Source organism: Micromonospora sp. LOL_023, assembly GCF_048060115.1.
In the GTDB taxonomy this organism is placed as follows: Bacteria; Actinomycetota; Actinomycetes; order Mycobacteriales; family Micromonosporaceae; genus Micromonospora_E.
The window spans coordinates 1-2,614 of the sequence record NZ_JBHMIM010000142.1 but is presented as its reverse complement, the minus strand read 5'-3'; the positions used below and the strand labels follow the sequence as shown (position 1 = coordinate 2,614).

Below are 2,614 nucleotides of genomic sequence, written 5' to 3'. Positions count from 1 at the left end.
CCAACCCCGCCCGGGTCGACCCACCGACACCGGGCCACCCCCGCACACCCAAAACCCGCCGTGGTACAGGCCATTTACCGGTCAGCCTGGCCGCTGTTCCCGGCCGCCAGACCATCAACGGCTGCTCACTCCGATACAGACCGCGTGCCGGGCTACGTCCGGGCAAGCTCCGAAGATGCCGGAGCCTCGTTCCACCACCAACTGTTCACGCAGGTGAGCAGGGACCGTGTGGTTACGTTGAGGTAGTGGCTGAAGCGAACCAGGTTGCCGAGTTGAGCAAGGGTGACCCATAGGAAACCCGGCGGTTCCACAAGTGGCAGGTCGTCGCCGGTGTCTACGATCAGATACCTGGTTTCCGCATGATAAAACCGACCGCCCTCCTCGGAGTGCACGACGTCGAGCAGTCGCTGCTCCGGTCGAGAGTTCAGTGCATAGTCAAGGAATTTTGGCCGGGAAGGGTCCGGAAGACCCAGGTAGCTGTTTGGAATGCACTGAACGGTAGGTGCAATTTCCAGCACGTCGAAAGTGCCAGCCTCAGTGAGTGCGTGGGCCAGGACATGGAAGACTCCGTCGATCTCGCGTCCGAGGAAAGCAGCTACCCCGCGGCCGATCGGCGCTACCATCGGCTGCGACCACTGGGCCACCTCCCGGTTGCTGGCTCGTACGTCCACGCCCATGACCGTGAAGTATCGCCGACCCTCATGCGAGATTCGATGTTCGTCACGGTCCCAGTGCCGCACATCTTCCAGCGGAATGAGTTCACGGTCGAGTCGGTGCTCTGTCTTGGCTGCGGTCAGCCAACCGAGGATCCGCTCGGTCGTATGCAATGCACCCACGTCCGGCCCTTCGCTGCCGAGCACTCCATATCGCTGGCGGACCGATGGGATCGCGTCCTTCGCGAGGTTCGACATGCCGGACAGGACTGTACGTGTGTCCATGTTGACCAGGTTGTCCTGTTGTAGAAGCTCGGCAATCTGCGGCAACGACAGCCAGCAGAAGTCCGGATGCGTTGGCACCTCATTGTCCACCCGGACTATCATGTTGCGGTTTCGCTTTCGCAGGAACCACGATCCCTGCTCGGACTGCAACGAGTCGAAAATTACCTGCTCCGGTTGCGCCATGAGAAACTGCTCGAGATAGGGAACTGCGGCACCCTGATGAACTCGTGTATGGTTGCTGTGCGTTGCCTGGACCGTAGGTGAAAGTTGCAACAGATTGATGTTGCCTGGCTCCATCTTCGCCTGCAGCAAGCAGTGTGGCGCCCCATCGAAGTCCTTGACCAATACGCCGAGAACGCCCGTCTCGGGCTGCACGATGATCGGCTGATCCCAAGCGGTTGTCTCCCGATTGTCCGTGCTGACGCGAAGCCCTTCGATGCTAAAGAAGCGCCCGGTTCGATGTCGCAAGTTTCCGGTGTGTGGTTCAACCAACCAATTGTCTAGGCGATCGAGCGAAGTAGTGACGACATGGTATTCATTCACTTTTCGGCGGTCGTCAAGCCAGGCGTTGAACTCCATCGGGTTTCGGAACACGGAATCCTCCCAGTCGTCGGGCTCTCGGGATCGATCGGCGTACTCGAGGGACGAATCCGCCCTGGATCGAGTTTGGATTTAATGAGATGGAACCGGCTGGCAGGTCCCTGTCAGATCAAATGGGCGCCGCCGTCGACAGGTAGCACGACGCCGGTCATGTGCCGTGCTCCGAGCACGGCGAGTACAGCGTCAGCCACGTCATCGGCGCTGCCGACCCGCCGCAACGGGGTCACCTTGCGAACCTGTTCCGCGATGCCCTGGAAGAACGGATCGTCGCGGGTCCACGGCGTCTCGGTCAGTGCGGGTGCGACCGCGTTGACGCGGACGTCGGGGCCGAGCGCCTTCGCGAGCAGCCGGGTCATGTGCTCGACCGCGGCCTTACTGACCGCGTACGGGATAGAGCTTCCAGCTGGCCGGCTGCCAGCCACGGAGGAGATGTTTACGATGGACCCGCCGCCGTCCGCCGCACGCAGGTGCGGCACCGCCGCTGCGGTCATCTGCCAGGTGCCGAACAGGTTGGGTCCGAGGATCTCCTGCCAGACCTCTGGCGTGACCGCAGTCAAGTCGTCATGTGGGATCACCCGGGTGGTTCCGGCGTTGTTCACCAGCACGTCGAGCCGGCCGTACGCAGTCAGCGCCGCATTGATCAGCTTCTGTGCTTGTTCTGGAACGCTCGTGTCGGCCTGGACATATATGGCGTCCGGTAACCACCTGGCGAGCTGCTCTCCAGCCTCGGCCGAACGCACCGAGTTCACGACGATCCGCATATTCCGCTCGGCGAGACGAGCGGCGATCGCCGCACCGATCCCCGAGGACGAACCTGTCACTACCGCCACCTGCTTGTCCGTCTGGGACATTTGGCTGCTCCCCGCCACTGAAATCGCCGTGCGCTGTGCTACGCAAGCATCTGCACCTCCCATTGAGGCGGGATCGAGAATCCGTCAGGCGGCTCCGTCGATCATCAGTCCCGACTCGGCCAGTGCCGCAGGCCAAGCTCAGCACCACCGTGAACCAATGCCACTTAACGTAAGTGGATCATGGGTGTGGGCTGGGGTTTCGCGGGTGGCGGCGTCACGCGGCGA

Annotated in this window: 2 protein-coding genes; both read right to left on the bottom strand. The window is 62.1% G+C overall.

What is annotated here, in order from left to right:
• Positions 1 to 152: 152 nt before the first annotated feature.
• Positions 153 to 1,532, bottom strand: a complete 1,380-nt coding sequence (locus ACFHVL_RS31070) for an NDP-hexose 2,3-dehydratase family protein (protein WP_416632178.1) — start codon at positions 1,530 to 1,532, stop codon at positions 153 to 155.
• Positions 1,533 to 1,642: 110 nt separating this feature from the next.
• Positions 1,643 to 2,359, bottom strand: a complete 717-nt coding sequence (locus ACFHVL_RS31065; protein ID WP_416632177.1) for an SDR family NAD(P)-dependent oxidoreductase — start codon at positions 2,357 to 2,359, stop codon at positions 1,643 to 1,645.
• Between the last annotated feature and the right edge of the window lie 255 nt (positions 2,360 to 2,614).